The sequence below is a fragment of the Pantoea sp. MBD-2R genome (assembly GCF_039134845.1).
In the GTDB taxonomy this organism is placed as follows: Bacteria; Pseudomonadota; Gammaproteobacteria; order Enterobacterales; family Enterobacteriaceae; genus Erwinia.
On the sequence record NZ_CP152417.1, the window covers coordinates 1,575,440 to 1,600,999 of the forward strand.

24 protein-coding genes and 2 tRNA genes are annotated in these 25,560 nt (G+C 51.8%); 13 read left to right on the top strand and 13 right to left on the bottom strand.

The window, feature by feature from the left end:
• The first annotated feature begins 3 nt into the window (after positions 1-3).
• The 5 genes from AAGQ96_RS07270 (at position 4) to rmf (ending at position 5,843) form a co-directional block, all read left to right on the top strand.
• Positions 4-1,914 (top strand): ABC transporter ATP-binding protein, encoded by a 1,911-nt coding sequence (locus AAGQ96_RS07270; protein WP_147196686.1) that lies wholly within the window; start codon positions 4-6, stop codon positions 1,912-1,914.
• Between the two features lie 16 nt (positions 1,915-1,930).
• On the top strand, positions 1,931-3,205 hold the full coding sequence (pqiA, locus tag AAGQ96_RS07275; RefSeq protein WP_147196688.1) for a membrane integrity-associated transporter subunit PqiA: 1,275 nt from the start codon (positions 1,931-1,933) through the stop codon (positions 3,203-3,205).
• Positions 3,192-4,832, top strand: coding sequence for an intermembrane transport protein PqiB (gene pqiB, locus AAGQ96_RS07280; RefSeq protein ID WP_147196690.1), 1,641 nt, complete (start codon positions 3,192-3,194; stop codon positions 4,830-4,832). Before pqiA ends, pqiB begins: the two co-directional genes overlap by 14 nt.
• Positions 4,832-5,398 carry a membrane integrity-associated transporter subunit PqiC gene (gene pqiC / locus AAGQ96_RS07285; RefSeq protein WP_342755166.1) on the top strand — a complete coding sequence of 189 codons (567 nt, stop codon included), beginning with the start codon at positions 4,832-4,834 and terminating at the stop codon, positions 5,396-5,398. Before pqiB ends, pqiC begins: the two co-directional genes overlap by 1 nt.
• Before the next feature lie 277 nt (positions 5,399-5,675).
• Positions 5,676-5,843 (top strand): ribosome modulation factor, encoded by a 168-nt coding sequence (gene rmf / locus AAGQ96_RS07290; RefSeq protein ID WP_125288886.1) that lies wholly within the window; start codon positions 5,676-5,678, stop codon positions 5,841-5,843.
• Positions 5,844-5,908: 65 nt separating this feature from the next.
• Here rmf and fabA read toward each other — a convergent pair whose 3' ends face one another.
• Together fabA and AAGQ96_RS07300 are read right to left on the bottom strand one after the other, a co-directional pair.
• Complete coding sequence (gene fabA / locus AAGQ96_RS07295) at positions 5,909-6,427, bottom strand: bifunctional 3-hydroxydecanoyl-ACP dehydratase/trans-2-decenoyl-ACP isomerase (protein WP_147196695.1); 519 nt, start codon at positions 6,425-6,427, stop codon at positions 5,909-5,911.
• Positions 6,428-6,495: 68 nt separating this feature from the next.
• The gene (locus tag AAGQ96_RS07300) at positions 6,496-8,247 is read right to left on the bottom strand and encodes a Lon protease family protein (protein ID WP_342755167.1); all 1,752 of its coding nucleotides are present in this window, start codon (positions 8,245-8,247) and stop codon (positions 6,496-6,498) included.
• Positions 8,248-8,432: 185 nt separating this feature from the next.
• Here AAGQ96_RS07300 and matP point away from each other — a divergent pair, with 185 nt between their 5' ends.
• Positions 8,433-8,888, top strand: a complete 456-nt coding sequence (gene matP / locus AAGQ96_RS07305; RefSeq protein ID WP_147196700.1) for a macrodomain Ter protein MatP — start codon at positions 8,433-8,435, stop codon at positions 8,886-8,888.
• A 78-nt stretch (positions 8,889-8,966) separates the two neighbouring features.
• Here matP and ompA read toward each other — a convergent pair whose 3' ends face one another.
• The gene (gene ompA, locus AAGQ96_RS07310; RefSeq protein WP_147196702.1) at positions 8,967-10,031 is read right to left on the bottom strand and encodes a porin OmpA; all 1,065 of its coding nucleotides are present in this window, start codon (positions 10,029-10,031) and stop codon (positions 8,967-8,969) included.
• A gap of 347 nt (positions 10,032-10,378) precedes the next feature.
• On the bottom strand, positions 10,379-10,882 hold the full coding sequence (gene sulA / locus AAGQ96_RS07315; protein ID WP_147196705.1) for an SOS-induced cell division inhibitor SulA: 504 nt from the start codon (positions 10,880-10,882) through the stop codon (positions 10,379-10,381).
• A gap of 209 nt (positions 10,883-11,091) precedes the next feature.
• Between sulA and AAGQ96_RS07320 the strand changes: the two genes are divergently transcribed.
• Entirely contained in the window at positions 11,092-11,715 is a 624-nt protein-coding gene (locus AAGQ96_RS07320; RefSeq protein ID WP_342755168.1) for a TfoX/Sxy family DNA transformation protein, read from the top strand.
• Here the strand turns inward: AAGQ96_RS07320 and yccS are convergent.
• Positions 11,712-13,853: a YccS family putative transporter gene (gene yccS / locus AAGQ96_RS07325; RefSeq protein ID WP_342755169.1), complete on the bottom strand. Its 2,142-nt coding sequence runs from the start codon at positions 13,851-13,853 to the stop codon at positions 11,712-11,714. The two genes, AAGQ96_RS07320 and yccS, sit on opposite strands and share 4 nt — an antisense overlap.
• An 8-nt stretch (positions 13,854-13,861) precedes the next feature.
• The gene (locus tag AAGQ96_RS07330) at positions 13,862-14,308 is read right to left on the bottom strand and encodes a YccF domain-containing protein (protein ID WP_342755170.1); all 447 of its coding nucleotides are present in this window, start codon (positions 14,306-14,308) and stop codon (positions 13,862-13,864) included.
• Between the two features lie 131 nt (positions 14,309-14,439).
• On the opposite strand from AAGQ96_RS07330, the gene helD reads away from it, so the two are divergent.
• Positions 14,440-16,494 carry a DNA helicase IV gene (gene helD, locus AAGQ96_RS07335; protein WP_342755171.1) on the top strand — a complete coding sequence of 685 codons (2,055 nt, stop codon included), beginning with the start codon at positions 14,440-14,442 and terminating at the stop codon, positions 16,492-16,494.
• Between the two features lie 109 nt (positions 16,495-16,603).
• Here the strand turns inward: helD and AAGQ96_RS07340 are convergent, their stop codons facing one another.
• Complete coding sequence (locus AAGQ96_RS07340) at positions 16,604-17,242, bottom strand: DUF2057 family protein (RefSeq protein ID WP_342755172.1); 639 nt, start codon at positions 17,240-17,242, stop codon at positions 16,604-16,606.
• A 183-nt stretch (positions 17,243-17,425) separates the two neighbouring features.
• On the opposite strand from AAGQ96_RS07340, the gene AAGQ96_RS07345 reads away from it, so the two are divergent.
• Positions 17,426-17,842: a CoA-binding protein gene (locus AAGQ96_RS07345; protein WP_342755173.1), complete on the top strand. Its 417-nt coding sequence runs from the start codon at positions 17,426-17,428 to the stop codon at positions 17,840-17,842.
• 24 nt (positions 17,843-17,866) lie between these two features.
• Here AAGQ96_RS07345 and hspQ read toward each other — a convergent pair whose 3' ends face one another.
• On the bottom strand, positions 17,867-18,184 hold the full coding sequence (hspQ, locus tag AAGQ96_RS07350; RefSeq protein WP_147196718.1) for a heat shock protein HspQ: 318 nt from the start codon (positions 18,182-18,184) through the stop codon (positions 17,867-17,869).
• 61 nt (positions 18,185-18,245) lie between these two features.
• Positions 18,246-19,436, bottom strand: coding sequence for a 23S rRNA (cytosine(1962)-C(5))-methyltransferase RlmI (gene rlmI, locus AAGQ96_RS07355; RefSeq protein ID WP_342755174.1), 1,191 nt, complete (start codon positions 19,434-19,436; stop codon positions 18,246-18,248).
• An 85-nt stretch (positions 19,437-19,521) separates the two neighbouring features.
• On the opposite strand from rlmI, the gene yccX reads away from it, so the two are divergent.
• Positions 19,522-19,800 (top strand): acylphosphatase, encoded by a 279-nt coding sequence (gene yccX / locus AAGQ96_RS07360; RefSeq protein WP_147196722.1) that lies wholly within the window; start codon positions 19,522-19,524, stop codon positions 19,798-19,800.
• Positions 19,801-19,816: 16 nt separating this feature from the next.
• On the opposite strand, the gene AAGQ96_RS07365 is transcribed toward yccX, so the two are convergent.
• Together AAGQ96_RS07365 and yccA are read right to left on the bottom strand one after the other, a co-directional pair.
• Positions 19,817-20,095 (bottom strand): TusE/DsrC/DsvC family sulfur relay protein, encoded by a 279-nt coding sequence (locus AAGQ96_RS07365; RefSeq protein WP_254446347.1) that lies wholly within the window; start codon positions 20,093-20,095, stop codon positions 19,817-19,819.
• 149 nt (positions 20,096-20,244) lie between these two features.
• A complete protein-coding gene (yccA, locus tag AAGQ96_RS07370) occupies positions 20,245-20,901 on the bottom strand; it encodes an FtsH protease modulator YccA (RefSeq protein ID WP_147196726.1) in 657 nt (218 codons plus the stop codon).
• 216 nt (positions 20,902-21,117) lie between these two features.
• On the opposite strand from yccA, the gene AAGQ96_RS07375 reads away from it, so the two are divergent.
• The 3 genes from AAGQ96_RS07375 to agp all read left to right on the top strand — a co-directional run bounded on the left by AAGQ96_RS07375 (position 21,118) and on the right by agp (position 23,568).
• A tRNA-Ser gene (locus AAGQ96_RS07375) sits at positions 21,118-21,205 on the top strand.
• A 338-nt stretch (positions 21,206-21,543) separates the two neighbouring features.
• Positions 21,544-21,631 (top strand) — tRNA-Ser (locus AAGQ96_RS07380).
• 299 nt (positions 21,632-21,930) lie between these two features.
• Entirely contained in the window at positions 21,931-23,568 is a 1,638-nt protein-coding gene (gene agp / locus AAGQ96_RS07385; RefSeq protein ID WP_342755175.1) for a bifunctional glucose-1-phosphatase/inositol phosphatase, read from the top strand.
• Between the two features lie 162 nt (positions 23,569-23,730).
• Here agp and AAGQ96_RS07390 read toward each other — a convergent pair whose 3' ends face one another.
• Positions 23,731-25,107 carry an NAD-dependent succinate-semialdehyde dehydrogenase gene (locus AAGQ96_RS07390; RefSeq protein WP_147196731.1) on the bottom strand — a complete coding sequence of 459 codons (1,377 nt, stop codon included), beginning with the start codon at positions 25,105-25,107 and terminating at the stop codon, positions 23,731-23,733.
• A 213-nt stretch (positions 25,108-25,320) separates the two neighbouring features.
• Positions 25,321-25,551 (bottom strand): YccJ family protein, encoded by a 231-nt coding sequence (locus AAGQ96_RS07395; RefSeq protein WP_147196733.1) that lies wholly within the window; start codon positions 25,549-25,551, stop codon positions 25,321-25,323.
• Positions 25,552-25,560: the final 9 nt, after the last annotated feature.

Consider the following 25,560-nt stretch of genomic DNA (forward strand, 5'->3'; position numbering starts at 1 on the left):
TTTATGTCACTGATCAGTATTCATGGTGCTTACCTCTCCTTCAGCGATGCACCGCTGCTGGATAACACCGAACTGCATATCGAAGAAAACGAGCGCGTCTGTCTGGTTGGCCGTAACGGCGCAGGCAAATCCACGCTGATGAAAATCATCAACCGCGAGCAGCCGCTGGATGACGGCCGCATCATTTATGAGCAGGACCTGGTCATTGCGCGTCTGCAACAGGATCCGCCGCGGAATGTGAAAGGCTCGGTTTATGATTTTGTTGCCGAAGGTGTTAACGAGCAGGCCGAGTACCTGAAGGCCTATCACGCCATCTCGCATCTGGTCATGAGCGACCCGAGCGACAAGAACCTGAACGAGATGGGAAGGCTGCAAAGCATTCTCGATCATCAGAACCTCTGGCAGCTGGAAACGCGTATTCAGGACGTGCTGAAACAGATTGGCCTGGACGGTGATGCGCCACTTTCCTCGCTTTCCGGCGGCTGGCTGCGTAAAGCGGCGCTGGGCCGTGCGCTGGTCAGCAATCCACGCGTTTTAATGCTGGATGAGCCAACTAACCACCTGGATATCGAAACTATCGACTGGCTGGAAACGTTCCTGAAAACGTTCCAGGGCAGCATTATCTTTATCTCGCACGACCGTTCGTTTATTCGCAATATGGCGACGCGCATTGTCGACCTGGATCGCGGCAAGCTGGTCTCCTGGCCGGGCGATTACGATCAGTTCCTGCTGGGCAAAGAAGAAGCGCTGCGCGTGGAAGAGATGCAGAATGCAGAGTTTGACCGCAAGCTGGCGCAGGAAGAAGTCTGGATCCGTCAGGGCATCAAGGCTCGGCGTACCCGTAACGAAGGACGTGTGCGCGCGCTGAAAGCGTTGCGTAACGAGCGTGCCGAGCGTCGTGAAGTGATGGGCAAAGCCAATATGCAGGTAGAAGAGGCGAGCCGCTCCGGTAAGATCGTCTTTGAGCTGGAAGACGTTAGCTACGGCGTTGCAGGCAAGCAGCTGGTAAAAGGTTTCTCCCGCCAGGTACAGCGCGGCGATAAAATTGCGCTAATTGGCCCGAACGGCTGCGGCAAGTCCACGCTGCTGAAACTGATGTTGGATCAGCTGAAACCGGACAGCGGTCGTGTACATATTGGTACCAAACTTGAAGTGGCTTATTTCGATCAGCACCGCACCGAACTGGATCCCGATCGGACGGTGATGGACAACCTCGCGGAAGGCAAACAGGAAGTGATGGTTAACGGCAAGCCGCGTCACGTTCTGGGTTATCTCCAGGATTTCCTGTTCCATCCTAAACGCGCGATGACGCCGGTGCGAGCGCTGTCTGGCGGAGAACGTAACCGCCTGCTGCTGGCGCGTCTGTTCCTGAAGCCCAGCAACTTGCTGATCCTCGATGAACCGACCAACGATCTGGACGTTGAAACGCTGGAGCTGCTGGAGGAGCTGATCGACGGCTATCAGGGCACGGTACTGCTGGTCAGCCACGATCGTCAGTTTGTTGATAACACCGTAACCGAATGTTGGATCTTTGAAGGTCAGGGTGAAATCGGTGCCTTTGTTGGCGGTTATCACGATGCCCAGCTGCAACGGACGGCTTACAAGCATACCCGTAGTGCGGCGCAAAATACGCCAGCATCGCAACGTCAGGAAACCGTAAAAAACGAACCGGCAAAACGTCCCGCCGCTAAAATGAGTTATAACCTGCAACGGGAACTGGAACAGCTGCCGCAGAAAATGGAGCAGCTGGAAGCACAGCTGGCTGCATTGCAGGCTAAAGTGGCGGATGCCAGCTTCTTTAATCAGCCTCATGACGTGACGCAACCGGTCCTGGATGCCTTAGCCAGCGCCGAGCAGGAGCTGGAAGTGGCGTTTGAGCGCTGGGAATATCTGGAATCGCTGAAAAACGGTTAAAACCATGAGGTAATGTATGTGTTCATCGCACCAGGCCGACAAGTGGATGCTCTGCCCGCAGTGTGACCTGATGACACAGTTACCGGAACTAAAGCCGGGCAGCAAAGCCAGCTGCCCGCGCTGCGAAACCACGCTGGTGGTTAACTGGGATGAGCCGCGCAAGCGGCCAACCGGCTATGCGCTTGCCGCGTTGTTTATGCTGGTTCTGGCTAATCTGTTTCCCTTCGTCAATATGCATGTGGCTGGGCTGAGCAGTGAAATAACCCTGATGCGGATCCCTCAGGTGATGGTTTCTGAGGACTACAATAGCCTGGCAACGCTGTTTATGCTGTTCGTGCAGGCCGTGCCTGCCGTCTGCATGGTAGCGATCTTGCTGTTGGTGAATCCCGTCAGAATCCCGTTACCGCTGAAACGCGTAATGGCACGTATTTTGTTTCAAATTAAAAGCTGGGGAATGGCAGAGATTTTTCTTGCTGGCGTTCTGGTGAGCTTCGTCAAGCTGATGGCCTATGGCGATGTCGGCATCGGCACCAGTTTCATTCCGTGGTGCCTGTTTTGTCTGTTACAGGTTCGCGCTTTTCAATGTGTGGACAGGCGCTGGATGTGGCAGCGAATAGCCCCGGTTCCGGAGTTGCCGGCCAAACCGGTGCCGGCAATCAGTGGGCTTCGACAGGGTATGCGCTCCTGTAGTTGCTGCACCGCCATTCTTTCAGCCGATCGGTTTACCTGCCCACGCTGTGGTACAGGTGGCCACGTCCGTCGCAAAAACAGCCTGCAATGGACGCTGGCGCTGCTGATGACCTCCATATTGCTCTATATCCCCGCTAATGTGATGCCAATCATGATTACCGAATCGCTGGGGACGAAGATGACGTCAACGATTATGGCTGGTGTAGTTTTACTGTGGAGCGAGGGATCATATCCCATTGCGCTGGTCATTTTTATTGCCAGTATCATGGTGCCTTCGTTGAAAATGCTGGCCATAGGCTGGTTATGTTGGGATGCCAATGGCAAAGGCACACCGCATCACGACAGCGAAAAAATGCACAAAATTTATGAAGTAGTGGAATTTGTTGGCCGCTGGTCAATGATTGACGTATTTGTGATTGCGGTACTTTCTGCACTGGTGCGGATGGGGCAATTGATGAGTATTTATCCCGCGACGGGGGCGTTGCTTTTCGCTCTGGTAGTCATCCTGACGATGTTTGCTGCCATGGTCTTTGACCCTCGTTTGACCTGGGATCGTGTACGTGAAAACAGTATTGAGGAGCCGAGCATTGCAGGAAAATAATCACGGCGTAGCGAAGGTTGATCAAATCAAACGCTGGTCACCCGTCTGGATCATCCCCATTGTCACCTTATTGATCGGTGCATGGATCCTTTATTATCACTTCAGCCATCAGGGGCCGCTGGTTACGCTGATCACCACCAATGCTGAAGGCATTGAGGGCGGAAAAACGGCGATTAAAAGCCGCAGCGTCGATGTTGGCGTGGTCGAAAGCGCGGTGCTGACCGATGACCTGCATCATGTTGAAATCACCGCTCGCCTGAATTCCGGGATGGAAAAGCTGCTCAAAGGCGACAGCGCATTCTGGGTGGTTAAACCGACTATCGGCCGCGAAGGCGTGACCGGACTGGGCACCTTGCTTTCTGGCGCCTATATTGAGCTGCAACCGGGCAATAAAGGTGACAAGCCGGAGCAATATAAGCTGCTGGATGCGCCTCCTCTTGCCCCGCCGGATGCTAAAGGCATCAGGATTACCCTCGACAGCGCGAAAGCCGGCCAGCTGAATCCCGGCGATCCGGTACTGTTCCGTGGCTACCGGGTGGGTTCAGTGGAGACCAGTCATTTCGATGCGGATAAACGCATGATGACGTATCAGCTGTTTGTTGCTGCGCCTTACGATCGTCTGGTGACCACCAACGTTCGCTTCTGGAAAGACAGCGGTATCGCAGTGGATATGTCGGCCTCAGGAATGCGTGTGGAAATGGGTTCACTGACCACGCTATTTAGTGGCGGCGTCAGTTTTGACGTGCCGGACGGCTGGGAACTCGGGAAAATCGCCGACAACAAATCTGAATATAAACTGTTTGACGATCAGCGCAGCATCCAGGATTCCCTCTACACCGTGCACAGAGACTTCCTGATGTTCTTCAGCGATTCAATTCGTGGCCTGCAACCCGGCGCACCGGTTGAGTTCCGTGGCATCCGTCTGGGAACCGTTGCAGAGGTGCCGTTTAAATCGACCAAAGTCAGACAGCAGCTGGGTAACGATTATCGTATTCCTGTGCTGATCCGCATTGAGCCCGATCGTTTCCAGAGCATGCTGGGCAAAGACTTTGATATCGAACAGCATCTGAAAGACGGTATTAAGGCCGGTTTAAGAGCGTCGCTGAAGTCAGCTAACCTGCTCACCGGTTCGCTTTATATCGATCTGGACTTCAATGAAAATGCGAAGCCCGTTACCGGCCCTACATCGTTTGCTGGCTATGAGCTTATCCCGACGACAAGCGGGGGTCTGGCGCAGATTCAGCAGAAGCTAATGGATACGCTGGATAAAATTAATAATCTGCCGCTGAATCCAATGATTAATCAGGCAACCGGCACGCTGAAAGAGAGTCAGCGTACTATTCGGGAGCTGCAAAAAACGTTGGATAACATTAATCAGATTACCGGTAGCCAGTCGATGAAAGAGCTGCCGCAGGATATGCAGAAAACGCTACGCGAGCTGAATAACAGCATGAAGGGCTTCCAGCCTGGCGCGCCTGCTTACAGTAAACTGGTTGGCGATATGCAACGTCTGGATCAGGTATTACGGGAGCTTCAGCCGGTCCTGAAAACGCTGAATGCCAAAAGTAATGCGCTGGTGTTTGAAGCGAAACCCGGACAGGACCCACAGCCGAAGAGGGCGAAATAATGATGAAATGGATCCCCGTTGCCCTGGCGCTGGCGCTGAGCGCCTGTAGTAGCACGCCTGAGACGACCTATTATCAACTACCTTCAGCTGCGAAAAGCACGGTAGCAAGCAGCAGTGCCAACGCGCTGCGTCCTTCGGTGTTTGTGCAGCATGTTTCCGTGCCTGACTATCTGGCCGGTAACGGCCTGGTGTATCAGGCCAGTGAAGTGAAATATGTGATTGCCAGTAATAATCTCTGGGCCAGCCCGCTGGATCAACAGCTACAGCAGACCTTAGTGGCTAATCTCAGCGAGGCGTTGCCGGGCTGGTTGGTCTCTGCTTCGCCGCTGGGGCAGCAGCAAGATACGCTCACCGTAAACGTTACGGGCTTTCACGGACGCTATGATGGTCATGCCGTTCTGAGTGGTGACTGGGTACTGGAACATCAGGGACAAATCCTGAAGCGTTCTTTTGCGCTGGATATCCCACAGAAAGAGGACGGCTATGATGCGCTGGTCAAAACGCTGGCTCAGGGGTGGCAGCAGGAAGCCCAGCAGATGGCCAACGCCGTCCGCAGTAATAATTAAGGAAAATTAATCTATCCGCTAAGCCCTTGATTATCGCAATTCAGATTTATGCGTAATCGGGGCTTTTTTTATGCTTTTACAGCAGCTTATCAAAATTCCTCGGGTGAATTCAGAGAATGCATCGTGAAGGTGCTTATGCATTTTTATGACATTGGCGTGAATTTTGCGCATTGAAATTAATGTCAAATGGCGTTAGAACTAAATTGTGATTGCGTATGCACTCACTGATTTCTTTCCACCAGATTCCACCTGACCTGAAGAGGGGATTACAGGCATGATGAAGAGACAGAAACGAGATCGGCTCGAACGGGCACATTCACGAGGTTATCAGGCCGGTATTACCGGGCGTCCCAAAGAGATGTGTCCCTATCAAATGATAGACGCGAGGTCTCACTGGTTGGGAGGTTGGCGACAAGCTATGGAGGACAGGACGGTTACTGCGTAACCCGATTGTTCAGTGTAAAAAAGGACGAGGACCTCCGCCGCAGCGGAGGTTTCTGTTTTAGCGACTTAGAAAGCGGTCGTATCTTTAAACAGACCGACTTTCAGATCGGTAGCGTTATAAATAACATGGCCGTCTACCAGCACTTCACCATCTGCCACGCCCATCACCAGCTTACGGTTAATTACGCGCTTAAAATGAATGCGGTAGGAAACTTTTTTCGCGTCAGGCAAAACCTGACCGGTAAATTTCACTTCGCCCACGCCCAGCGCACGGCCTTTACCTTCAGCGCCTAACCAGCCGAGGTAGAATCCAACCAGCTGCCACATCGCATCCAGACCCAGACAGCCCGGCATAACCGGATCGCCGATAAAATGACAGCCAAAGAACCACAGGTCTGGATTGATATCCAGTTCAGCTTCCACGAAGCCTTTACCATAATTGCCGCCGTCTTCGGTCATTTTCACTACGCGGTCCATCATCAGCATATTACCAGATGGCAACGGTGGGCCTTCAGCGCCGAAAAGTTCACCACGACCGGAAGCAATCAGGTCTTCTTTTGTATAGGATTCGCGTTTATCTACCATGTTCTCAATAAGCCTTATTTTAATGAATCACGAAGGTTAGCTTACAGCTGTAAGCTGAACAAGTCCGATCAGCGCTGGTTGAACCAGTTTAACCAGCGCAGCGGCCAGGCACGCTGGCGCCCGTCCTGCTGAGTAATTTGCGTAATGCGTTCCTGTATTGATCGTAGCAAACAGGAACCTTCTTCTTTATCCCACTCTGCGCCAGTCAGAAGCGGAAGGGCCTCTTCAACGCTTTCCACCGCCCAGATATGGAAGGTACCTTCTCGTACGGCATCCACCACTTCCTGCTGTAACGAAAGATGGCGAACGTTGGCTACAGGAATAATAACGCCCTGTTTACCGTTAAGCTCGCGCTGATGACAAATATGGAAGAAGCCTTCAATTTTTTCGTTAAGGCCGCCTACCGGTTGTACGCGACCAAACTGATCAACCGAGCCGGTGACAGCAATTTGTTGAGTAATTGGTTGACCTGACAGCGCGCTAATCAGTGCGCAAAGCTCCGCAAGAGAGGCGCTGTCACCGTCTACTTCAGAATAAGATTGCTCAAACACTAATGACGCCGAGAAGGGAAGCTGCTGCTCTAATTCAAGTTCTGCAATCAACCACGCCTGCATAATCATCATGCCTTTAGCATGGATGTTGCCGCCAAGTTCGGCCTTGCGCTCAACGTCATGAAACTCGCCGTCGCCGACGTGAACGACGCAGCTAATTCTTGAAGGTTCTCCAAAGGCGCGCGGATGACCCGGAAATTCAATTACCGACAGGGCATTAATTTGCCCAACCATCTCGCCTTCAGTCTCAATTAAGATCTGTTCAAGCAGGATTTGGTCCCGTACGCGCTCGGCAAGGAAACCTTCACGCCATTCGCGCGTTTCCAGTGCGGTTTGCAGATGTTCACCGCCGATCGCCTCATCAGGACTGTACATGGACGCCTCTTGCAACTGGCGGGCTATCCATGCAGGGCAGAGCGGCAGCGTATCCTGATCGCCGGTGTAACGCACCGCTTCACGGATCAGTACTGGCCAAAAGTCTTCGGCAATCTCGCCATGACCCTCCGCGGCTGCGATAGTGCGTATCCACTTAACCCACAGGCTGAAAGCGTCGCCATCAACAATCTGGATGTTATCTTCATACTCTGAATAGAGCACCAGCGAAGCGAGTTCCGGCTCCATTTCCTGAAAATCTGCCAGCGCATCGCGTTCACCCGTTAATATCAGGCGAAGTTGCAGCGGCATAGGCGGAATAGCAACCGGCAGCGGTCGCGTATCATCCTGAGAGTGCCACTCGAAGCGTTGAGTCGTCAGGATTTTCTTTAAACGTAGCCACAGGAGTGGTTGGGCCAGCAAAGCTCGCAGCGAAAGGATCAGCGTCCCGCCGTTAGCTTTGTGAACCAGACCAGGCTCCAGCGTTATAACGTTATTAAACTGACGGAAACAACCAAAAAGCTGTTCAGTTTCAATCCAGTCAGCGCGATGGATACCGCCCTCGCTGGCAAAATTGTCCTGCAACGATGTGGCAGGTCGCCAGCTAATCGATGCGCCGTCAATCAGATAATGACCACCGTAGAGCGTGACGTCTTCACTGTCATCGATGCCGGACATCACTTCTTGCAGTAACGCCTGGTATTCCACGTTTTCTGGCATTTTTACCAGCATTAGCGGGGTTTTAGCTGGCGTATCCAGCAATAAACTCAGGCCGCTGTACAGCCTCGACTGTACTGCAGAAAAATTGAAATCGTCTTCAGGAACCTGTGAAAAAAAGGGCTGAATGCTGTCGGTATCGGGCTGCAGGGCACGCCATTCAAGTCGGTTGTTGGTCAAAGTTATCGTATTATTCTTCAAAGGAGTAAATGCGGCATTATACAAGATTTCAGCCTGTTAAGCACCGCAGACATGCATTACCCTGCACTCTGTAACAGAGTTTATGAGATAAGCCCCGTTTTCTGTGCGGCACCGATAAAAAAGCTGTTATTCTAAATAAGTTATGTGAGCGGCATGAGATCCCGATGAAATATCAGCAACTGGAAAATCTGGAAAGCGGGTGGAAATGGAAATACCTCGTAAAAAAGCACCGGGAAGGTGAGGCGATCACGCGTTATCCCGAGCGCAGCGCTGCGGAGGTTGCTGTTGGGGAACTGCTGGCAATAGAGAATCGGCCGGTTGAGGTGGTGCAGTGGATTAGCCAGCACATGAATCCTGCTCTTGAAAACCGCATGAAGCAAACGATTCGTGCTCGACGTAAGCGCCATTTCAATGCGGAACATCAGCATACGCGAAAAAAATCGATCGATTTGGAATATCTGGTTTGGCAACGTCTGGCCGGTCTTGCGCAGCGCCGACACAGTACCTTATCGGAAACGATTGTTCAGCTCATTGAAGATGCCGAGCGTAAAGAGCAGTATGCCAGTCAGATGTCTTCCCTGAAACAGGATTTGCAGGCTATTTTAGGTAAGCCAGATTAGCTGGGCTACGGCAATATTTCTCCATGCCCTGACCAAAAAAAACCTCGCCGAAGCGAGGTTTTTTTATCAAAGCGAAACTTAGCCCTGTGGCTGAGTTACAACGTCTTTGATGCCTTTAACCTGAATTTCTACACGACGGTCTGGACCCAGACATTCGATCAGGGCATTACGGCCTTTCACGCTGTCACAGGTGTTGCCGGTAACTGGGTTAGATTCACCCATGCCACGTGCAGAGATCTTGTTAGAAGGGATGCCTTTAGAAACGAGGTAGTCAACAACAGACTGTGCACGTTTCTCAGACAGTTTCTGGTTGTACTGCTCTGAACCGATACGGTCAGTGAAGCCCAGAACGACAACGTTGCCGTCTTTAGGATCCAGGGAGCTCAGCTGGGTGTACAGCTGATCCAGAGCCTGCTGACCTTCTGGCTTCAGAGTTGCCTTGTTGAAGGTGAACAGAACGTCTGATTTCAGAGTGAAACGCTTGGTTTCAACAACTGGAGCTGGAGCCGGAGCCGGCGCTACTACTGGAGCAGCTTCGTCCTGGCCAAAGCGGTAGGAAACACCTACGCTCAGCATGGCGTTGTCTGGACGCGCACCAACGGTGTTCGCATCACCAATGTTGTTAACCCACTGGTAATCCAGACGGGTAGCCCAGTTTTTGGTTACTGCGTATTCAACACCAACGGCTGCCAGCGGAGAAACACCGGTGTCGTGATCGCTGATGCGAACACCGTTGTTGTTTTGCGTGGAGTCAGCGCGCCATACCATGCCGCCCAGACGAGTGTACACGTCCAGATCGTCATAGATTGGGTAGCTCAGTTTAGCAGCCAGCTGAACGCCCTGTGCTTTGAATGCGCCGTTTACGTTGTTGCCTTTGTTAGGCATACGACCTAACCAGTCATAACCCAGTTCGAAGCCCAGGTACTGGTTAGCCTGATAGCCACCGAATGCACCAGCGCCCAGCTGGCTTTCGTGAGTTGGGCCGTCGTTGTTTGCATAACCGTTACCGTAGTAACCAGTGTCGTGATACTGAGACCAGCCCAGTTTTGCACCGGTGTACCAGGTGTCATCTTTAGGGGCGGCCTGCGCTACGGTAGCGAAGCCAGCCAGTGCCACTGCAATTGCGATAGCTGTCTTTTTCATTTTTGCGCCTCGTTATCATCCAAATAGGCAATGAGCTTTCATTAGCTCTTTGATTAATCCTTCGCCGGGTTATGACGCTCGATTATGACTCATCCAAAAAAGGGAGATTATTGAGCACCCTGGCGACGTAAAGTCTACAACGTACCAGCAAACTTACAAGTAAGATGTGAGGGGCGCCAGCAAAAAAACAGGGATTTATACACAATTTTACACATTCACAACGAACTAAATGGCAAAAAAGGTGACTGCGGAAGTGAGCTAACCCGTTGTCCCGCCGCGTCATAGCATAATCAGACGGTTATCACGTGCTCAGGAGACCTTTCTCATGAGAAAGGTCCTATTTTTACTTAATGATACAAACTTGAGTGAATTTTTAGTCCGTTAAAGGGTCTCTGCCCGGCAATATTGTTCGAATTCGGGCGCATGATCAGTCCTAAAGCCTGGCCACAAGATGCCGCTTCCTGAAGTCTGCGACGCTCGTCCGGCGTCATTTCGCCAGGCAACCAACCTAACACCACGCTGTAATTTCCTGTCTGTAAAGCTTTAATCATTGCTTCGACAGTCGTAATGGCTTCAGTCGATTGTACCTGCATCACTTTATCGAGCGGTAAACCCGACTGACGTAGCCAGCTACGGCTTAATTTTTGTGGCGGGGTCAGCCATAGCTGCCAGCGGGACTGGGTACCCAGCTGCTGCAGAAGGGGTAATAACAGCATTTGCGTGAGGGCAGGCTGATCATCGCAGTAAATCAGTTCGCTGATTAAGCCTGTGGCCTGTGCCGATGCGGTACAGGCAGAAGCCTGGCGGAAACTGGCGTTAGCAGAAGGAGATTTCAGGAAATGAGTATGCATAATTGGCGTCGCTCGCAGGTCACTGTATGGATATACAGTATAAGGGCGGTGCATAAAGATCAACCTTATTTTTCTGATAACGCCTCGCAAAATCTGAATGCAACTGACCGTAACGGCAATTATTAATTGAACCTGTTACCGCAATTGCATAGCTTTCCTTCTGGCAAAAAAAGTATCCGACCTATTGTTTTTCTTAAAGGAATAGCATCATGTACGATTCGAAAAAAAGGATTGAAACTGCGAAGCATCATCTTGCGGAACTGGGGAAAATTGGCAGCAGAAGTCAGTTTGGCGGTTACAGCCTTTCGGTTGAAGAGGTGGTTTTTGCTTTGGTCTCTGAGGGTGAACTTTATCTGCGCGCCTGCGAGCAAGTCAGACCTTACCTGGCGGAGCGGAAAATGGAGCCGCTGTGCTATTACAAACGCGGACTGCCGGTTGAACTTGAGTATTATCGGGTTGACGAGCCGTTATGGAATGAACATGAGCAACTGGTGGCGCTGTCGAAGCTTTGTCTTAATGGTGCTCGCCAGCATCGACTGCTGCAAAAGCAAAACCGCCGTTTAAAAGATCTGCCGAATCTCACTGTCCGTATGGAAACGTTGCTGAGACAGGTCGGGGTTTGCACCATTGCTATGTTAAAAGAACAGGGCGCCAGACGAACCTGGCTTAAACTACGAGAATTCAATAAAAATTTGAGTATTAACGTGCTCTTCGCACTGGAGGGAGCAATCCTTGAACGACATCATGAGGCATTGCCCGAAGCGGTTAAAGCAGAGTTGCGCCATTGGTACAGCGAAACTCTGCGCGCTCAGGCGAAACAACAGAAGCCTTAACCGGCATCCATGACCTTTTTTTTCAACAGGGCAATTTCTGGCAATAACGCAACAAGCAGTCCGATCTGTTGCAGAACCAGAGGCTCTTTCGTTGCCGGGTCAGCTTCGATAGCGGCGATTCGAACTGAAAGCTGGCTCAGCAGCCTCACGGCCTTCTCGTCATTAGCGGTATCTGTATGCAACAGGTCATCAACATAGCAAACGGCATCGTCCAAAAGTAACAGAACCGTCTGGTTAGCGATTTTTTCACGATGTGCGCCCAGTGCAGAGATATAGCTGAGAAAAGAATGGTTTAAGCACAGCAAACGAAAGGCATCTTCCCGCAGACCCGGGGTGGCATTCTTTTCGGCGGAAATGTTGGAGACGACCGAAGCCAGTTCTGCATCACTGTTATGGGCATCCCGACGGGCGATTCGATATTCAAGACGGTTATCTTTACCCTGATGATACTGCACCAGAATTGCATCCAGATAACGGCAGTTAGCATCAAGCGAACGTTCCGCAACGGCTGATAAGCGACGAAAACGCCAGTCCGGCCAGATAAAGGCTACGGCCAGCCAGGCGATACCACAGCCAATTAAGGTGTCGACAATACGCGGAAGGGCAATTTCGAATCCCTCTCCTAACAGGTTGAAACAGAACAGAACCAGTAAGGTGATAAACAGCGTGGCGTTGGCGTATTGAGATTGCCGGAAAGCAAAAAATAGCACGCCACTGACAACCATCAAGATCAGCTGGCCTTCCACCGAAGGAATCAACCACAAAAGCGGCAGACCAATAATAATGCCGGCGACCGTGCCTACAATACGCAGCGCTAAGCGTCGTTTGGTCGCGTTATAGTTTGGCTGACAGACAAACAGGCTGGTAAGCAGGATCCAGTAGCCATGTTCGAGACCGGTCAACTGAATAAAACCATAACCTGTGCAGAGCAGCAGTGACATACGTACTGCATGACGGAAAAGCGGCGATTGCGGCGATAAATGACGACTCAGACGCAGACGAATATCCGCCCAGCCAGTCAGCCCTTCGCTGGATAACGTCTGGTTATTACCCGTGCTGTTTTCTTCTAAAACCTGCTCAGATTCAATCGTCGCCAGCTGCGCGTCAATTGCTTTAAGATTATGCAGAAGATATTTCATGGCCTTTACCTCGCTACTTTGAGGTTGAGCGGCCGTCAGGCGATCCAGCGCGCCCTGTAAGTGCACAAACGCCCGTTCGAAACGCGCATCATGTTGCCAGGGTTCCCGCATCAGTATGCAGTTTGCTAACTGCTGACAGGCTTTTGCCTGCATTGTCAGAAGGCGCTGAAAGCGGAACAGAATATCGCTGTAACGATATTCTTTGCGCAAGGCATGGTACTGCGCATGGGACGAACTGGCGCGCTCATGAATATCCTGAGCAACGAAGTAATAGTGCAGCGTGCGTCGCGTTCCCCGTTGCCCCCGGTCGCCCCGTAAACGAGACTGAATAGAAATTTTTGTCTGATTCAGCGTAGCGACTAAGTTGCTGTTAGCCATGGCTGTTTCAATCAATGACGCATCGTCGTTTTCTTCTATATCGGGATCGAACAGGTTTGCCTTGGCTTCCAGATAGGTCGCCAGTCCTTCAAAACAGCGAGCAATATTTTCCTGTAAAGGGCGAATAGGAAAAATAACGTGGCCGGTCAGCGTCAGCAGGTTGTACCAGACCGCGCCGAGCAGCAGAAGCACCGGCTGCAAATACCATTGGGGGAAAAGCTGCACGCCTAAAAGGGTATAGATGGCAATCAGCAGAGCACCAAAAGCGATAGTGGCATAACGCTGGCCCAGCGCGCCAAGCAGGATAAATCCCCATGTGGAAAGCGCCAGCCCGATAATAAACAGCCAGGGGAACGGCACAAGCAACTCTACGGAAACCGAGGCTACGCAAAAGCAAACCAGCGTAATCAGCAAATTACGAAGGCGGCCGCTAAGGCGATCGTCAAGATCGGCCAGCGCGGCCGCAACGACACCCAGCGTAAGCGGGATAGTCCAGGTTATCTGACCAAGCAGCCAGGGCACACTGGTGGTGCCTGCCAGAGCAAAGAAAATGCGCAGGTTGTATAACACCGCGCTGTTATAGGCATAGCGGCGTAATCCAGGCGTTAACGTTAATCGCATGATTTTACTCAGTTGAAACGACTACGGGCATTGGCTTCGCGTGCGGCTTGAGCCACTTCAACGCTGACAACCCGCCGTCCCACCGGCCAAAGCGCAATGGCGGCAATTTTAAGATTGGCGATGCCGGTGGGAATACCGATGATCGTCAGACATTGGCCAATGCCTGCAATAATATGCATAACGCACAGCCACCAGCCGCAAAAAATCAGCCAGATAATATTTAGCAGCGTGCCGCCTGAGTTCATCAGGGCATTCTTTTTACCCGGATATAACTCATCAACGTGCATCGCTTCATTACCATAAGGCAGCAGAGAGAGCTTCGTGATCTCCCAGCAGGAACGGGTTAGCGGGAGAGTGAAAATAAACACAATGCTGAGCAAAGTGACGATAAGCCAGGAAAGCGTGGTAAGAAAGCCACCCATAATAAAGTTCAGAATGTTTAAAACGGTACGCATCAGTTATTCCTCTCGGTGCGCAGGATCAGAGACAGGTCAATGCGTTGATTGTACCGTGTTTTAAGGCTGGAGCGGTACATCGCTCGCAGTTAAACTGACAGCACTAAAATAACCAGAGCCAGGGGCCGGTCATGGAACTGAAAGCAACATCGCTGGGGAGGCATCTGGCGCAGCATCCCTACAACCGGGTACGGTTGCTGAACGCAGGTGTGGAAGTCAGCGGTGAAAAGCATGAATACCTTATCCCGTTTAATCAGCTCTTAGCGATTCGCTGTAAGCGAGGTTTAGTTTGGGGAGAGCTGGAGTTTTCTCTGCCAGACGATAAAGTTGTGCGGCTACACGGCACGGAGTGGCAGGAGACCCAGCGATTCTTTCATTATCTCAATCAGGCATGGCAGGCCTGGAGTGAGGAGATGAGCGTTATCTCAGCGCAGGTTCTTCAGCAACAGGTTGCGGGGCTTGAAGCCTTATCGCAACAAGATCGCTGGCTAAAAAAGAACGACACCGCAGGTTGGCGGACGGCCATTCTGGATGCGTTTTCCGCACTTCCTTTGCCCGTGGCGAGGCTTCAGGCGTTTGATAACTGCCGTGAAGCGTGGCTGTTCTGTCAGTCATGGCTGGAAAACAGCGAAAGCCTGCGGGAAAAACGCAATGCACAGTGGTCAGAAAAAATGCTGGTGGCGTATGCGGATTTTTTCACTAAGGTTGAAAGCTCGCCGCTGAATACTTCTCAGGCTAAAGCTATCGTCAATGGGGAAGATGTTGTATTGGTCCTTGCGGGGGCAGGAAGCGGTAAAACCTCGGTGCTGATTGCTCGGGCGGGCTGGCTGATGATGCGTAAGCAGGCCTCGGCAGAACAGATCCTGTTGTTAGCTTTTAGTCGTCAGGCCGCAGAGGAAATGAACGGGCGTATCAAAGCCCGACTGGATACCGGCGGTATTGAGGCGCGTACCTTCCACTCGCTGGCCCTGAGTATTATCCAGCAGGCGAGTAACAAATCACCTGTCATCAGCAAGCTGGAAACGGACACTTCGCTACGTCATAAGCTATTAATTGACGTCTGGCGGCAGCAGTGCAGTGAGAAAAAAGCGCACGCAAATGGCTGGAAGCAGTGGTTGCAGGACGAACTGGGTTGGGAACTGAGCGAAGGCGATTACTGGAAAGACGAGCACCTGGCGAAACGTCTTGCCAGTCGTCTTGAACGCTGGCTGGAGTTAGTGCGTATGCATGGTGGTGCGCAGGCCGCGATGATTGAGTCTGCCCCGGAAGAAATCCGCGATCTTTTTTCCAAACGAGTAAAGCTAATGGCGCCTCTGCTTAAAGCCTGGAAAAGTGCATTGAAGGAAGAAGGGGCAACTGATTTTTCAGGGCTGATTCATCAGGCGGTGAATCTTGTTGAGAAAGGGCGCTTTATCAGCCCGTGGAAGCATATCCTGGTCGATGAGTTTCAGGATATTTCGCCTCAGCGAGCTGCGCTACTTGCAGCATTAAGACGGCAGAACAGTCAGACATCGCTGTTTGCCGTAGGGGATGACTGGCAGGCAATTTACCGTTTTAACGGCGCTGAAATGAGCCTGACTACCGCTTTCCATCCTTATTTCGGGGAAGGGGATCGTTGTGTACTGGACACAACCTATCGTTTCAACGATCGCATCGGCGAGATAGCGAGCAACTTCATTCAGAGCAATCCTCACCAGTTAAAGAAATCGTTGAACAGCCTGCGTAAAGGCAACAAAAAAGCGATATCGCTGTTACCTCAGTCGCAGTTAGAAGCACTACTGGATAAACTTAGCGGTTATGCAACTGCCGATGAGCGGATATTAATTCTCGCGCGCTACCATCATCTGCGGCCGGTTCTGTTGGATAAAGCGGCAACGCGCTGGCCCAGGCTACACCTCGATTTCGCGACCGTGCATGCCAGCAAAGGTCAGCAGGCAGACTATGTTCTGCTGACAGGCTTGCAGTGCGGGGCAGAAGGTTTCCCTGCACCGGCGAGGGAGTCAGTAATGGAACAGGCGTTGCTGCCTGAACCTGAGGATTTTCCGGATGCGGAAGAGCGGCGACTGGCTTACGTAGCAATAACCCGAGCGAAGCAGCAGGCCTGGTTATTGTTCGATGCTGACAACCCGTCCGTTTTCGTTGATGAGTTCAAACGGCTCGGCGTGCCGGTGTTACGCAAGCCCTGAAACCTGCGCATCCCTTACTTCAGGTATTGCGGTAAATAACGTTGAGAATGGGAGAGCCCGCTTGAAGCTGCATGACCGCTATTTACAGACCGGTGGACGCGGCCAGGAATCAGCTGGTATGCAACGCTCTCATTAACAGAACAAAACGCTGGCGCGTGGCAGAATCAACCTGTTGATACCATAATTGTAAAACGCGCGTGCCTGGCGAATTTCCCTGGGCAACAGCAGAATCGGAAATGCTGGTCGGATTGGCCGACGTATGAGGCTGTGCAAAACGGGGAACCGATGCGGCTTTACCCTGCAAATTGAAGGCGATCATCGCCTGTTCGTAGTTTTCGCTGGTGGTCGTTAATCGGTCCTGCAAGCTTTCAATTTTATTACCCTGTTCGTCGTAAAGCTGAAATTCAGGATGTTTATTAAAAGCGTGCCCTTGTTGCATCGTATTTAATGCCGGCAAGGTTATGGTAATAGCCTGTACTCGCGCAGTGAAAGTGGCGACCAGCGGCGTAGAAAGCCACGGGGAGGCTAGTTGATGTTTATTTAGAAGGTTTTTTTCTACGCGAAACAACACCTGATGCTGTCCACGTTCGAGCTCCAAACCTTCTGCACCCTTAAGAAGCGAACCTGAAATTTTGCGTCCATCAAGCACCAACAGGTCGATATCAGACGATAGCTTTAAGGTGGTCGCCGTGACTGGGGCCGCCATCAACATTGTCAGCAAACCTGTTATGACCAAACCCAGCTTCATTCATTCTCCAGAGACGCAGGACGCGAAAACAACTAATGTATCAAAGTCTTTCAGTATGGCAGCATAGTAACATTTTAACATATTTTTCGTGCTAAATATTTTGCTTCGGACATTATTAGCATCAGCCGTCTCTATCCTGACCTGGATCCTGTCAGTAAATTATCGTCGTAAGGAGCAAAAGGTATGTCTGATCAAACAATGGCAGAGGTTTTAAGCACTACGCAACATATCGCGCTGGTCGGAGCCAGTGATAAACCGACCAGAGCCAGCTACGGCGTAATGGCCTATTTGCTGGGGCAGGGTTACAAAGTCACGCCTGTTAGCCCAAAACTGGCCGGACAAACTCTGCTTGGCCAGCCAGTATATGCCAGCCTGGACCAGATTCCAGAGCCGGTAGATATGGTAGACGTATTTCGTAATGCAGAAGCTGCTTATGGCGTAGCGCAGGAAGCTATTGCCATCGGCGCAAAATCGTTATGGCTACAGCTGGGGGTAATCAATGAACAAGCGGCAGTGCTGGCGGCAGAAGCGGGGCTGAAGGTGGTAATGGATCGCTGTCCTAAAATTGAAATCCCACGACTGGGGCTGGAGAAGAAATAAAAAACCCCGCTCTGCGGGGTTTTATCAATTTCTGAGGCGCGGGGCCTGCAACTGTTCACGAATAGAAGCCGCAAGCTCATCCATTGACGGATGTTCCGGGTGCTCGCCCGGCAGTTCCCAACTCAGTTGAGCTTCTGCGAGATAAGTATGCACCGTTTCGCCCTCTTCGTTTTCCATAACGACGTGGTACCAGGGCGCATTGCGTAACGAGCCGCCGTCAGCAACGTCATCAATTTGTGGATCCTCAAGTGAATACTCGGGATCGACATCCACCACTACGCCTAAAAAACCAAGCAGCTGGTGGCGTACCTGTTGGCCCAATCCAAATTTGCTGGCAATCATTGTGACCTCCTCAGAAACCTTGCCCTGCTACCAAGATGGGGGCAGGGACAGCGTTTTCAAGTCACAGTACGCGACAGGCAAATCCTTTCAGGTATAACCCTTCCGGATAGCTGGCGATCACCGGGTGATCGGCGGCCTGCCGGAACTGCTCTATAAATTGTACTTCACGCTGGGCATCCAGTGCGGCATCGGCAATGATTTTCTGGAACAGTTCAGTCGGCATCAGGCCGGAACAGGAAAACGTCAGCAAGGTTCCACCCGGATTCAACAGCTGCATCGCGAGCATATTGATATCTTTATAACCGCGGCAGGCGCCCATCAGCTGATTTTTGTTTTCAACAAACTTTGGCGGATCCATAACGATGAGATCGAATTTCTCTCCGCTATCGCGATAACGACGCAGCAGTTTGAAAACGTCATCACGCAGGAACTCAGCCTTAGACAGATCCAGCCCGTTTAACTCGACGTTCTGTTTTGCTACGTCCAGCGCGGCCTGAGAGGTATCAACGCTGATAACCTGTTCGCAGCCACCCATCAGAGCCGAGACGGCGAAACCGCCAGTATAGGAGAAGCAGTTCAGTACGCGCTTATCTTTTGCATAGCGGCGAGTTGCCAGACGGCTGTCGCGCTGATCCAGATAATAACCGGTTTTGTGGCCGGTCTGGATATCGACCAGCAGCTTCATACCGTGCTCGGTAATCGGCAGCAGTTCCGGAGGCGTATCACCCAATACCACGCCCTGGGCAAGTTCCAGGCCTTCTTTTTTACGCACCGCCACGTCAGAGCGATCGTAAATAGCACAGTCTGGGTAGCAGCTCTGAAGCGCGGAGATCAGCGGCGCGCGCTGATATTCGGCACCGGCCGACAGCAGCTGCAAGACTAAAAAGTTACCGAAGCGGTCAATGGTTATGCCCGGCAGGCCATCAGATTCACCGGCGATCAGGCGGTAGCTGTCCAGATCGTCACGCACGGCCAGCCAGTCGCGCAGTTGCTGCGCCGCCTTCAGGCGTTTAATAAAGAATTCAATGTCGATTGACTCATCCTGATCCCAGCTCCAGACGCGGGCACGGATCTGAGAAGCGGGAGACCAGGCTGCACGGGCCAGCCATTTACCCTGGCTGTCGCAAACGTCAATGGTTTCACCTGATTGGGCTTTGCCTTCCAGGCGGGCGACCGCACCGGAAAAGACCCATGGATGGCGACGAAGTAAGGACTTTTCACGTCCTTTGGCAAGAATTAAACGAACAGTCATATTTGCTATGCTTAAAGTCAGAAAATCAGGCGTTATTGTCCGGTGCCTACCGGCAAAATGCAATCTGTCTGTGCAGGAGGAAATCATGACGGCTATCGCAAAGCGAATCTGGGTACACGGGGTGGTGCAAGGGGTCGGTTTTCGCTACCACACTCAGCAGCAGGCAAAATCACAGGGGCTGAAGGGTTACGCCCGTAACCTTGATGACGGCAGTGTTGAAGTCCTGGCTTACGGGGAAGAAAAAGAGGTTGAGGCGTTGATTGCCTGGCTGAAAGCGGGCGGGCCACGATCGGCAAAAGTAGAAAAAGTGTTGGCTGAGCCTTTTCAGCCGCGTGAAGAACTTACAGGCTTCACGACGGGCTGAAAAGTGAAGGCGGCTGCTAAAGGCATTTTGCTGGCTTGGGCAGCCCGGCAATTTTAGTGGCTTGCTTCGCCGGGCCTTTCGGGAAAAGACGAAACAGGTAGCGGCTGTTGCCTTTTTCTTCGCCATATTTTTTCGCCATTGCTTTCACCAGCATGCGCACGGCAGGCGAAGTATTGAATTCCAGATAGAATTCACGTACGAAGCGCACCACTTCCCAATGCGCCTCGCTCAGTGCGATATCTTCTTCTTCCGCCAGCAGCGGCGCCAACGCTTCATGCCAGTCGGCCGTGTTCATCAGATAGCCCTGAGCGTCGCGTTCAATTTCTTTACCGTCAAAAAACACCTTGTTGCCTCGTTTACCGCATTTGATTCCCAGTCTAGCAAATTTCCCCGCTACAAAAAAATAAGGCCCCGCTATACGGAGCCTTATTGTGAGGATTGATATTAATTACTGCGGGACATACCGAGAATGCTCAGCAGACTGACAAAGATGTTATAGAGAGAAACATAAAGGCTAACGGTAGCGCGAATATAGTTGGTTTCGCCGCCGTGAATGATGTTGCTGGTTTCCCACAGGATAGCGCCAGAGGAGAACAGAACAAACATTACGCTGATGGCCAGGTGCAGCGCCGGAATATGCAGGAACAGATTAGCGACGACGGCAACTAACAGCACAACGAAGCCCGCCATCATCATCCCGCCAAGGAAGGACATATCTTTGCGGGTCGTCAGTACATAGGCGGAGCAGCAGAAAAACACCAGCGCCGTGCCGCCGAGCGCCATACCAATTACATCGCCCATCCCGGCTGAAAGCAGCGTATTAAGGATGGGCCCCAGGCTGTAACCTAAAAAGCCGGTAAAGGCGAAGGCCGCTAAAATACCGGCCGGACTGTCAGCCAGACGATACGTTAAGAACATCAGGCCATAAAAGCCCGCCAGCATCAGAAGCAGGCCCGGCGCGGGGAGGGCGAATACGGTACTGAGCGTGGCGGTGACCGCAGAGAAAGCCAGCGTCAGGCCCAGCAAAAAATAGGTATTACGCAAAACTTTGTGGGTTGAAAGCAACGAACGTTCGCGTGTGCTTGATACAATGCGTTCCATAAAATGCCTCTCAGGGTCATCAGAATAGCAGTGAGAATAAGGAGCGAGGCGGAGCGGGGGAAGACGTTTTACCCTTCTTTACTCGTTATGCCGCTGCTTTTGTGAGTAAGTTGGCGTTAATAGCAGCAAAAGAATCTTAATTGGTTGTTTATTCAGCAGTCGAATCAAAACCCACTTTACATCGTGAAAGAGGATGTTTATAGTTCGCCTCATTGTGGAGGGGTGGCCGAGTGGCTGAAGGCACCGGTCTTGAAAACCGGCGACGGGAAACCGTTCGAGAGTTCGAATCTCTCCTCCTCCACCATCAAATTTAACGGGTCAGCGAAAGCTGGCCCGTTTTGCTTTGTGCTTCAGCAAACCCGCTGATAACATTTCTGCTTCTGCTTCTGCTTCTGCTTCTGCTTCTGCTTCTGCTTCTGCTTCTGCTTCTGCTTTTGAAACTTATCCGTTTTCCAGCCTGTTCCGGTCGTTTTTTCAGCGCGGGTGGCGTGTTTCCGAACAAATTGCTCAAATAATGAATAAAAGCACCTAAATTCAATAAAATAGGTAATATTTTGCTTGGCAAGCTTAGCGTCATCCCCTATACTGCGCGCCATCAGTTACCCAAGACGTTTCAACAAGCGTTGTAGCTGATAAAAGTGTGGAGGGGTGGCCGAGTGGCTGAAGGCACCGGTCTTGAAAACCGGCGACGGGAAACCGTTCGAGAGTTCGAATCTCTCCTCCTCCACCATCAAATTTAACGGGTCAGCGAAAGCTGGCCCGTTTTGCTTTCTGCCCAGTCATTTTTATTCCGGCTTCGTTTGGAGAGATGATTAGAGCATTCCTAAACATCCTGTTTCTTTTCAAACTCCTGATGCGTCTCAACCGCAAAGGCGATAGTCTGCTATATTCTCAACACTAATGACTGACCCTATACCTGGCCTGTTTTCCAGACATGCCGTTGCCGTCTCAGTGTGGGTGTGGGCCTTGTTCCTGTCATATCACCATTTCGAGGCCGGGTGATTTACCTTGAATCAATGGAAAAAACACATGATTAAAAAGTATAGTCTCTGCGCGTTAGCGGTTTGCTCGGCACTTTCCGGGATCACAGCCTATGCAGCCGACGACAATTATCAGCTTGAGCAAGTGTTAATGATGAGTCGCCATAATCTCCGTGCGCCCCTGGCTGATAACGGCAGCGTCCTTGCTCAGGCTACGAAAAAAAACTGGCCGCAGTGGGATGTCCCGGGTGGACAGCTCACGACGAAAGGCGGCGTGCTGGAAGTGTACATGGGGCGTTATACCCGTGAATGGCTGGCGCAGCAGGGATTGGTGAAAGAGGGTGAATGCCCAACCAGCGATGATATTTATGCCTATGCCAACAGCCTGCAACGCACCGTAGCGACCGCGCAGTTCTTTATCACCGGCGCTTTCCCTGGCTGTGATATCCCTGTTTCTCACCAGGATGAAATGGGAACCATGGATCCAGTCTTTAATCCTGTTATCACTGATGGCAGTGAAGCCTTTAATAAGCAGGCGCTGACGGCCATGAACAGCGCAGCTGAAAAACTGTCGTTGAAGCCAGCGTTTCAGCGTCTTGAAAAAATTATCGACTATAAAAACGCGCCAGCCTGTAATGGTAAAAAACAGTGCGATCTCTCCAGCGATAACCAGAACCAGTTTAGCGCCGAAAACGGCAAAGAGCCTGGCGTTTCTGGCCCGCTAAAAATCGGTAACTCGCTGGTCGATGCCTTTACCCTGCAATATTATGAAGGCTTGCCAATGGAGCAGGTTGCCTGGGGGCAGATCAAGACGCCAGAGCAGTGGAAAGAGCTGTCGGCCATCAAAAATGGCTATCAGGATACGCTGTTTACCTCGCCTGACGTTGCCCGTGATGTCGCCGCACCGTTAGTCGACTACATCCGCAGCATGCTGGTGGATGAAGACAAGGCAACGGCACCCAAAGTCACGCTAATGGTTGGTCACGACTCCAATATTGCTTCCTTACTTACCGCGCTGGATTTCAAAGCGTACACGTTGCCCGATCAAAATGAGCGCACGCCAATTGGCGGCATGATTCAGTTCCAGCGCTGGCACGACAAGAAAAATAATCAGGAGCTGGTAAAAGTCGAGTACGTTTATCAAAGTAGCGAACAGCTTCGTGACGCCACGCCGCTGTCGCTGGATACGCCACCGAAACGCGTGACGCTACAGATGAACGGCTGTCAGACGGATGCCAATGGTTTCTGCCCATGGGATCAGTTCACTCAGGTACTGAATAAAGCGATTACGGGAACGCCGATGGCCGCTGCTCAACCGCAGACGCCCCCAGCGCCAGTCGCCGCTCCGGCGGAAAACGACCGTGCTACAGCAAAAGCCTTAGCCGATAAGGCTGCTGCGGATAAGATTGCGGCAGAAAAGGCGGCTCAGGCAAAAGCATCAGCTGAAAAAGCCGCTGCGGATAAGGCGGCTGCGCAGAAAGCTGCGGAAGCTAAGGCCGCGGCAGACAAAGCTGCTGAGGAGCAGGCGGCAAAAGAGAAAGCCGCTGCGGATAAAGCGACTAAAGAAAAAGCCGGCAAAGAAAAAGCTGCTCCAGCGGCAAAAGCCGCAGCGGACAAAAATGCTGCAAACGTCGAGTCCGAAAAAGCGAAGGCCACTGCTGCTCAGCCTCAGCCTGCTGCGGGTTAACGTTTAACAGCGTAGTAAAAAGCCAATACTATTTTGGCTCCAGGCTGTTAACGCACTCATCACGCCAGCACCGTGTTAAAACTTCAAGCCAACATTATGTTGGCTTTTTTTGACAGCAAAAAGGCCGACAGTCGTCGGCCTTTTTATCACCAGTCGGCGAAATTAACTTTCGCTGCTGACGACGACCAGTTTCTGGTTAACAAACTCTTTAATGCCCAGATCGGACAGTTCACGACCGTAACCTGAACGCTTCACGCCGCCAAACGGCAGCTCGGCGGAAGTGTCGGTAGACGAGTTAATGTAAACCATACCGGTCTCGATACGGGAGGCCAGCTGCTTGCCGCGTTCGATATCACGCGTGAATACCGAGCCGCCAAGTCCGTAGTGAGAATCGTTAGCCAGCTTCACTACCTCATCATCATTTTTGACGATGTAGATCTGCGCAACCGGGCCAAAGAACTCTTCAAAATAAGCCGGGTTATCGCGAGTGATACCCGAAAGAATAGTTGGCTGATAGAAGCAACCTTCACCTTCCACTGCCTTGCCGCCTAAATGCAGTTTGGCACCTTTTGCCACAGCCTCGTCAACCTGTTTCACCAGCGTATCACGCGCGCTTGAGGATGAAAGAGGGCCAAGGGTGGTGCTTTCATCCAACGGATCGCCAATTTTGACTTCACGGAATGCCTGGGTAAATTTCTCCAGGAAAGCGTCGGCCACTTTCTCATGAACAAGAAAACGCTTGGCAGCGGTACAGACCTGACCACAGTTGCTCAGGCGAGCGCCAACACCCGCTTTCACTGCTTTATCCAGATCGCTGTCATCCAGCACGACAAACACGTCGTTGCCGCCTAACTCAAGAGTGGTTTTCTTCAGGTATTTACCGGCCTGCTGTGCAACAGCGCTACCCGCACGCTCGGAGCCGGTTAGCGCCGCACCCTGTACGCGGTCATCCGCGATCAGTGACGCAATCTGATCGTTACTGACGAAAAGATTGGTCCAGGCACCTTTTGGTGCACCGGCTTCCAGCACCAGTTCTTCAAACAGCGTGGCGCAATGCGGTACGTTGGCGGCATGCTTAGCCAGCACTGGATTACCGGCGGCCAGGTTAGGGGCCAGAACGCGCATCAGCTGATAGAACGGGAAGTTCCAGGGTTCAACGGCAACCAGCACGCCAACAGGATGATTTTCGACCCATGCTTCACCAAGCTCGCTTGGATAACGGGTCGGCGCCAGAAAACGCTCGGCATTTTCTGCATAATAACGGGCAATTTGCGCGCAGAGTTTTACTTCCCCACGGCTTTGACCGATCAGCTTACCCATCTCAACGCTGGCCGCTTTTGCCAGCTCTTCAGCACGACTGTCGATCAGGTCGGCTAGCTTTTTTAGTACCTGAACGCGTGGCTGGATGGGGCCTTTCGACCAGGAAGAGTGATAAAGATCGTCAGCAACGGTTAACGCCTGCTCGACCTGCTGTTCGTTATGGTCTGGCCAGTTTTTAATAAGTTTGTTGTTAGCGGGATTAATTGTCTTATATGACATGCGGACTCCTTATTAAGTCTCCGGCCTGATTGTCAGGCTTAATGAACGTGAAGGTAAGCCTGGCAGCCAGACGGCAGATTAGCCAGGCACGAAGGCCTTTACCGGACGAATCCTGGAGAAAGCTTCACTCGTTTGAAAAGGCTTAACTTTTATCAGGACATGTCAGCAGGCATGAAAAAGGGCGGAAATTTCCGCCCTGATACGCTCGGTTAGCTAGACGTTTTTACGCTCGACAACCTTGTTGTCCCAGGTCAGCACATCCTGATCCGTTTTGTCGAAAGCACGCAGCAATACGTCGTCATTGCCCTGTTGCTCCCAGATCGCTTCGGCGAGTTTTTCATCGTAGTTCGCCACTTCAAAAATGGCTTCGGCAATTTCCGGGGAGGTTCCACGCAGACTGGCCCATTCTCCCACGTGATGTTCTTTCGATTGTTGCGTTGCCATAATTGTCTC

Coding starts and splice junctions, on each gene's coding strand:
- AAGQ96_RS07270 (WP_147196686.1), top strand. CDS start 4: ATGTCACTGATCAGTATTCATGGTGCTTACCTCTCCTTCAGCGATGCA.
- pqiA (WP_147196688.1), top strand. CDS start 1,931: ATGTGTTCATCGCACCAGGCCGACAAGTGGATGCTCTGCCCGCAGTGT.
- pqiC (WP_342755166.1), top strand. CDS start 4,832: ATGATGAAATGGATCCCCGTTGCCCTGGCGCTGGCGCTGAGCGCCTGT.
- rmf (WP_125288886.1), top strand. CDS start 5,676: ATGAAGAGACAGAAACGAGATCGGCTCGAACGGGCACATTCACGAGGT.
- fabA (WP_147196695.1), bottom strand. CDS start 6,427: ATGGTAGATAAACGCGAATCCTATACAAAAGAAGACCTGATTGCTTCC.
- matP (WP_147196700.1), top strand. CDS start 8,433: ATGAAATATCAGCAACTGGAAAATCTGGAAAGCGGGTGGAAATGGAAA.
- ompA (WP_147196702.1), bottom strand. CDS start 10,031: ATGAAAAAGACAGCTATCGCAATTGCAGTGGCACTGGCTGGCTTCGCT.
- sulA (WP_147196705.1), bottom strand. CDS start 10,882: ATGCATACTCATTTCCTGAAATCTCCTTCTGCTAACGCCAGTTTCCGC.
- AAGQ96_RS07320 (WP_342755168.1), top strand. CDS start 11,092: ATGTACGATTCGAAAAAAAGGATTGAAACTGCGAAGCATCATCTTGCG.
- yccS (WP_342755169.1), bottom strand. CDS start 13,853: ATGCGATTAACGTTAACGCCTGGATTACGCCGCTATGCCTATAACAGC.
- AAGQ96_RS07330 (WP_342755170.1), bottom strand. CDS start 14,308: ATGCGTACCGTTTTAAACATTCTGAACTTTATTATGGGTGGCTTTCTT.
- helD (WP_342755171.1), top strand. CDS start 14,440: ATGGAACTGAAAGCAACATCGCTGGGGAGGCATCTGGCGCAGCATCCC.
- AAGQ96_RS07340 (WP_342755172.1), bottom strand. CDS start 17,242: ATGAAGCTGGGTTTGGTCATAACAGGTTTGCTGACAATGTTGATGGCG.
- AAGQ96_RS07345 (WP_342755173.1), top strand. CDS start 17,426: ATGTCTGATCAAACAATGGCAGAGGTTTTAAGCACTACGCAACATATC.
- hspQ (WP_147196718.1), bottom strand. CDS start 18,184: ATGATTGCCAGCAAATTTGGATTGGGCCAACAGGTACGCCACCAGCTG.
- rlmI (WP_342755174.1), bottom strand. CDS start 19,436: ATGACTGTTCGTTTAATTCTTGCCAAAGGACGTGAAAAGTCCTTACTT.
- yccX (WP_147196722.1), top strand. CDS start 19,522: ATGACGGCTATCGCAAAGCGAATCTGGGTACACGGGGTGGTGCAAGGG.
- AAGQ96_RS07365 (WP_254446347.1), bottom strand. CDS start 20,095: ATGAACACGGCCGACTGGCATGAAGCGTTGGCGCCGCTGCTGGCGGAA.
- yccA (WP_147196726.1), bottom strand. CDS start 20,901: ATGGAACGCATTGTATCAAGCACACGCGAACGTTCGTTGCTTTCAACC.
- agp (WP_342755175.1), top strand. CDS start 21,931: ATGATTAAAAAGTATAGTCTCTGCGCGTTAGCGGTTTGCTCGGCACTT.
- AAGQ96_RS07390 (WP_147196731.1), bottom strand. CDS start 25,107: ATGTCATATAAGACAATTAATCCCGCTAACAACAAACTTATTAAAAAC.
- AAGQ96_RS07395 (WP_147196733.1), bottom strand. CDS start 25,551: ATGGCAACGCAACAATCGAAAGAACATCACGTGGGAGAATGGGCCAGT.